Genomic DNA, 5423 nt, shown 5'->3' on the forward strand with positions numbered 1-5423 from the left:
TGCGCCCTGCTCACGCGCCTTGTCGTCCATAACAGCATCAGGAAAGCGTTCGTCGAAACCGCCTGTGCCATCGCCAGCCAGTTCAAAATCGGCGATCCTGCCGATCCCACCGTGGCGATGGGGCCGCTGATCCGCGAATCCCAGCGGGAAAAGGTCGAACGACTGATCACCATCGGCCGCGACGAGGGCGCGCGGATCGTGCATGGCGGCGGGCGTCCGGCCGGTCTCGACAAGGGCTTCTTCACCGACATCACGATCTTCGACGATGTCGACAACAAGATGACGATCGCCCAGGAAGAGGTGTTCGGTCCGGTCGGCTGCGTCATCGGCTTCGATACCGACGAAGAGGCGATCCGCATCGCCAACGACAGCCGTTATGGCCTGAATGGTGGCATCGAAACCGCAGACGCTGCCAAAGGCTATGAGATGGCGATGCATATCCGTGCGGGCAGCGTCATGCTCAATGGTGGCACTGGGCGTATGACCTATGCACCCATCGGCGGCTACAAACGCTCGGGCGTGGGCCGGGAATATGGTCCCGACTGGCTGCACGAATATCAAAACCAGAAGTCGGTCTTCTATCCCATCGGCGGATAGAGAAGCTGCCTAACCGGCGGTAATGCCGCCGTCGACCGCCCAGCAAGCGCCATGCACATGACGCGCCCGATCGGAAGCCAGGAACAGAAGCGGCTCGGCCACATCCTCGGGCAGACAGGGCGGCCGCATGCCGGTGTAGCGCGCGAGGAGCCGGGGATCGGCGAAATCGGGGAAGGACATGCCCTGCGTCATTTCCGTCCGCATCGGGCCGGGCGAGAGGATGTTGATCCTGACGGGACTGTCCATCATCTCCATCGCGAGCGACAGCGTCAGACCGACCAGTCCGAATTTGGAGGCGGTATAAGGCGCCAGATAGGCCTGCCCCATGAAACCGGCGGTGGAGGCCACGCAGATGATATTCCCGCCGCTCTCGATGAGGTGCGGCATGGCCGCCTGCATGAGAAAGAAGGGACCGGACAGGTTCGAGGCGATGGTCCGGTGCCATTCCTCCTCCTTGATGTCGGACAAGCGGTGAAACATGACATCGGCGGCGATATTGCACAGAACGTCCAGCCGGCCGAATGCCGTCATCGCCGCTTCGATGGCCTCCCTACAGCCACGCGGCTCGCCAAGATCGCAAGCCAGCTCGGCACATCGGCCACCCGCGTCGCGGATCAACCGCCCGGTCTCTTCCAGCTTGGCCCGGCTGCGCCCGACAAGGCACAGTGCCGCGCCTTCCCGCGCGAAGGCGAGACTCGCCGCCCGGCCCAGACCCGACCCGGCGCCGGTGACCAGTACGACCTTGCCTGCAAAGTCCATCCGCATATTCTTTCCAAAACGGGGCGTCGGCGGGATCAAAAAATGCCGCGCTGAACGCCTGTCATATCGGTGATTACGACGCGACCAACCTTTCGCCGGATGGGGCCGATCCCGTCACCAGCGCCGCCGCCATTGCGCGCCACGCCGGCGGTGACGGATCGTCTCGTCCCGCTGCTCCGGCGTGACCAGCGGCGTGTCGCCGGGAAGATGCGACCGAAGCTCTGCCGCGGGCACGATCCTAAGCGTCGGCTCCGGCCCGGAACTCGCGCCGGTCCAGCGCAGCATCAGCGACCCTTCGTTGCGGCCTGCCGGATCGAGCCAGTTGGGCACGCCCGGATCGTCCAGTGCGATGACGGCGCGGAAGCGGCCGTCGCCGTCGAGCCGCGCCTGCGTTGCGTTGAGGCTGCTCTGATGGTTGATCCAGTCGATCGTGTTCCACAGCGGATCGTTGAGCTGCACGTTCCAGTAGCGCACCTGATCGGGCACCGCCGTGTCGATGATCATCGCCTCCCCCGGCTCCAACCGGAAGATGCCCTGATAATAATGCTGCCCGGCAACGCCGCCGCGACCGGCCCAGTCGTCATATTCCAGCCTGTTGACGAAGCCCTGCGCCCGCTGCCGCTGGCCATAGCCCAGGGCAAATGCGGCATAGCGTTCGACGAAGGCCGACAGGCGATCGAGCCGAAGGGCGATCTCGGCCGCGGGCACCGGACCGCCGCCGACGCGCCGGTCGACCCGTTCGATCGCGATGCGCAGATCGCGCCCCGCGCCCCAGTCATAATAGGCATGGCGCAGGCCGATGGTGACTGCGCGCGGGTCGAGCGGGAACCAGTCGCCCGCATGCCCCTCCGGCCGCTCGCCGCCCAACAGGATGTCGAACACTCCGTCGGGGCCCAATGTGCAGGCATCCAGATCGATCATGCCCACCGAAGGCCCCAGATCCTCCATCGGTCCCAGACCGCCCGCGACCAGATCAAGGAACACGAAAACCCCGTCCCCGCGCGTGCCAGACAATCTGTAGACGCCGCTGCCGTCGATCCGCGCCGCGCCATAGATGAAGTCGGGATTGACTCCGACCGTGTTGAGGATGCTGCTGACCGACGGCACGAAATCGGGATGATCGGGATCGGCGAAGGCCGTCTGATAGCCGGTGGCGAGGATGGCGAAGAACAGCCGATGGACCTCGGCCCGGGCCTGCGGGTCGCCGGGATCGGCCAGCCTGTCCAGCACGCTTTCCGCCCCCGCCATCCGCTCCAGCCACGCGCGCCATGGAGAGGTTTCAGAGATAGGCATGGTAGGTCTCGATATATTCGGCGAACCTGTCGCTCACCTGTTCGGCGGTCAGGCCATAATCGGCCAGCGTGTAGCTGCGATGTCCATGCTTGCCCGCCGGATTCTCCCGCAGCCAGCCCAGAATGCCTTTTTCCGAGTCCGGCGTGAAATCCCAGCCGAAATGGTGATAGGCGGCCCGGATGGTCGAGACCGGGTCGGCGACCAGATCCTTATAGCGCATGTCGTAAATCGGCAGGTCCGGATGCGCCTTGCGATAGTCCATGCAGCACTTCACCCCGTCCCACCAGAGTTGCAGGAATTCGGCGCCCAGCGCATGCAGGTCGAGTTGGTCGTATGATGGCCCACGGATGACGCTGATCAGTTGGGAGATGGAGGCGATGACGGTGGTCGGGTCGCGATGCGGCTGGATGAAGATCGCATCGGGATAGACGTAGCGCAGCGCCGGGAGCTTATACATATGCTCCTGAATCTTGAGTACCCAATGCCTGCCGGGATGCCGCCAGCCCAGATGCTGAAGCCACATCTTATGGACCTCGTAGCGAAAGGTCGCGTCGATGCCCTTGAACCAGTCGTAGAAGCGCGGGAGATGCTGGAACATGCACGGATTGCTGCTCTGAAAGGAGGTCGTCATGAACGATCCGCATTCCTGCGGGATTTTGGCGCCGAGCGGATGGGCTTTGAGCAATTCGTCGGCATCACCGCCGAGTTGCGCGCGCAGATGCTCATCGAACCGGGCGATGCGCGGGTCCGTATCGGGGGTTGCGGCTTCGGGCGGGGGCGATGGCTCGGCCACTTCCCACATCAGCGGCGTGCGAATCTGCGGGTCGCCTTCCATCAGGGCATGCAGGAAACTGGTGCCGCATCGGGGGAGGCCGAGGATGAAAAGCGGCTGCCTGATTTCGACATCGGCAATGTCGGGATAACGCGCCCGGTCGTCGGCGATCGCCTTCAGCCGGGACAAGTCATCGGCGATGATATGCAGCGCCCGGGCATGGCCATTGGCGTTAAGTGCCCGGTCTTCCGCCATCGAGGCGAGCAGTTGCTCCAGCCCCGGCCGCACATTGTCCCGTAAATAATCGGGCAGCGGATATTGCGCCAGCAGCGCGTCCGCGTCCGGAAATCCAAATGTCATTGCCATCCTCTCTCAAACCGATCTGACGACCGTTCTGGGCAGGATGACTGGTCCGGACACCGAAGAAAAGCGCAGGCGGCCTCGATGTCGCCTATCGCAAACAGATGTCGAAAATTGCGGCTAAACTAATGGGCGCTCAGTGGATCAAGAGCCGGTCGCGGAACTGCTGCGGCGAACACCCTTCTATCTGGCGGAAGGCCACACTGAAGCTTGCCGTATTGGCAAAACCGCAGCGATAGGCGATCTCCTTGACCAGAAGCGATCGGTCCATCAGCAGGTCCTTCGCCAGAGCGAGCATATGACGGCGGCAAAAGGCTGCGGGACTTTCGCCCGTCGCGGCGCGGAACAGGCGTTCATAATGACGGACGCTGATGCCGCGTTCCGCCGCCAACTGGCCGATCCCGACCCTGCCGGGCTGCTCCCGGATATGTGCGACAAGGCCGGCCAGATAGCGCTGGTCGAACGTCCGGCGATTGGTGAATTCGGCTTGCGTTTCCGGGCCGAATTGCTGCACCATTTCGGCTGCAAGCCCGACGCTGATCGAATCCAGAACGAGTTGCGAACACAGCCCCGGCGCCACCAGTTCCTGCTGCGCCCTTAGAAGCAGTGCCCTGACGTGGGGATTGCGCATGTCTATGGTGTCGCGCAGTTGCTGATCGGAAAGTTCCATCGGCAATCCGGTAATCGCGGGAATATCTATTCTGCAAAATAGCGATCTTTGCTCGCGTTCCTGCCAATGCATTTGGAACGGACGCGCGGCCGGATAAAAGCGCACTTCGCCCTGCTCGCAAAAGTCGCAGGCAGAAGCGAGATATCGGCCCACGGACGAGAAGCGGGTCAACTCGAAATAGCTGCACGGCGGCGTGAAGACGATCTCGTTCCGTTCCCGCCAGAAAAACCGCCGGACTTCAAAGCGCGCACCAACTGTAGCCTTGGCCGCTTCGAGAGACGTTTCGAATTCCTGCGGGAATATGAAGTCCAGGCTTGTGCCCTCAGCATGGCGGGCAGCATCATAAGGTCTTATCGACATATCGGCCCTTGCCCTGCGCTCTCTTTTCTCCGGATTATCGTGATGATAAGCGATCAACCTTATCAGGAGAAGCTGATTTATCGGAGGATCTCTTCTGGTTCCAAAAATATAATCAGATGATTTCCCTGATACACGATTGCGAAAAATATTCATATTTTTGACGATAGATACCCAAGATGTTACTGTTACCATCATTCGGACCGGCTACGAGCGTACCAGCCTGTCCATGACGGAATCGCTATCCATTTGGCACTTTGAATGCTGATCGATAGCTCGGAATCGACACCTTATATTGCTACCGAGCAGATAGTGTCCATTTGCTATCGGCAGGAAATTCATGATCAAAGAGCCACGGATAGGGCTGACGCATTTGGAGCGTCTTGAGGCGGAGAGCATTCACATCTTGCGGGAGGTTGTAGCGGAGGCTGAGAAGCCGGTGATGCTTTATTCGGTGGGCAAGGACAGCGCGGTGATGCTGCATCTGGCGCGCAAGGCCTTCTACCCTTCGCCACCGCCCTTCCCGCTGCTGCATGTCGACACGACCTGGAAGTTCAAGGCGATGTACGAGCTGCGCGACCGCATGGCGCGGGAGAGCGGCATGGAACTGCTGGT

Annotated in this window: 6 protein-coding genes; 2 read left to right on the top strand and 4 right to left on the bottom strand. The window is 61.7% G+C overall.

The window, feature by feature from the left end; translation table 11 throughout:
* Positions 1–597: aldehyde dehydrogenase family protein (locus tag ACFC3J_RS21220; RefSeq protein ID WP_375197970.1), on the top strand; the 597-nt coding region annotated here is incomplete at its 5' end.
* Between the two features lie 9 nt (positions 598–606).
* On the opposite strand, the gene ACFC3J_RS21225 is transcribed toward ACFC3J_RS21220, so the two are convergent.
* From ACFC3J_RS21225 to ACFC3J_RS21240, 4 genes are all read right to left on the bottom strand, one after another.
* Positions 607–1356 carry an SDR family NAD(P)-dependent oxidoreductase gene (locus ACFC3J_RS21225; protein ID WP_375197971.1) on the bottom strand — a complete coding sequence of 250 codons (750 nt, stop codon included), beginning with the start codon at positions 1354–1356 and terminating at the stop codon, positions 607–609.
* Between the two features lie 114 nt (positions 1357–1470).
* Positions 1471–2649, bottom strand: a complete 1179-nt coding sequence (locus ACFC3J_RS21230) for a hypothetical protein (RefSeq protein WP_375197972.1) — start codon at positions 2647–2649, stop codon at positions 1471–1473.
* Positions 2636–3781, bottom strand: a complete 1146-nt coding sequence (locus ACFC3J_RS21235; protein WP_375197973.1) for a sulfotransferase — start codon at positions 3779–3781, stop codon at positions 2636–2638. The genes ACFC3J_RS21230 and ACFC3J_RS21235 overlap by 14 nt, the downstream gene beginning before the upstream one ends.
* Before the next feature lie 136 nt (positions 3782–3917).
* The gene (locus ACFC3J_RS21240; protein ID WP_375197974.1) at positions 3918–5006 is read right to left on the bottom strand and encodes a helix-turn-helix domain-containing protein; all 1089 of its coding nucleotides are present in this window, start codon (positions 5004–5006) and stop codon (positions 3918–3920) included.
* 142 nt (positions 5007–5148) lie between these two features.
* Here ACFC3J_RS21240 and ACFC3J_RS21245 point away from each other — a divergent pair.
* Positions 5149–5423 (top strand): phosphoadenosine phosphosulfate reductase family protein (locus ACFC3J_RS21245; protein WP_375197975.1); only part of this gene is annotated, 275 nt, incomplete at its 3' end.

This window comes from Sphingobium sp., assembly GCF_041987595.1.
In the GTDB taxonomy this organism is placed as follows: domain Bacteria; phylum Pseudomonadota; class Alphaproteobacteria; order Sphingomonadales; family Sphingomonadaceae; genus Sphingobium.

What these genes read in the sequence shown, in the direction of transcription:
- ACFC3J_RS21240 (WP_375197974.1), bottom strand. Translation starts at nt 5,006, where the DNA reads ATGATGGTAACAGTAACATCTTGGGTATCTATCGTCAAAAATATGAAT.
- ACFC3J_RS21230 (WP_375197972.1), bottom strand. Translation starts at nt 2,649, where the DNA reads ATGCCTATCTCTGAAACCTCTCCATGGCGCGCGTGGCTGGAGCGGATG.
- ACFC3J_RS21235 (WP_375197973.1), bottom strand. Translation starts at nt 3,781, where the DNA reads ATGACATTTGGATTTCCGGACGCGGACGCGCTGCTGGCGCAATATCCG.
- ACFC3J_RS21225 (WP_375197971.1), bottom strand. Translation starts at nt 1,356, where the DNA reads ATGGACTTTGCAGGCAAGGTCGTACTGGTCACCGGCGCCGGGTCGGGT.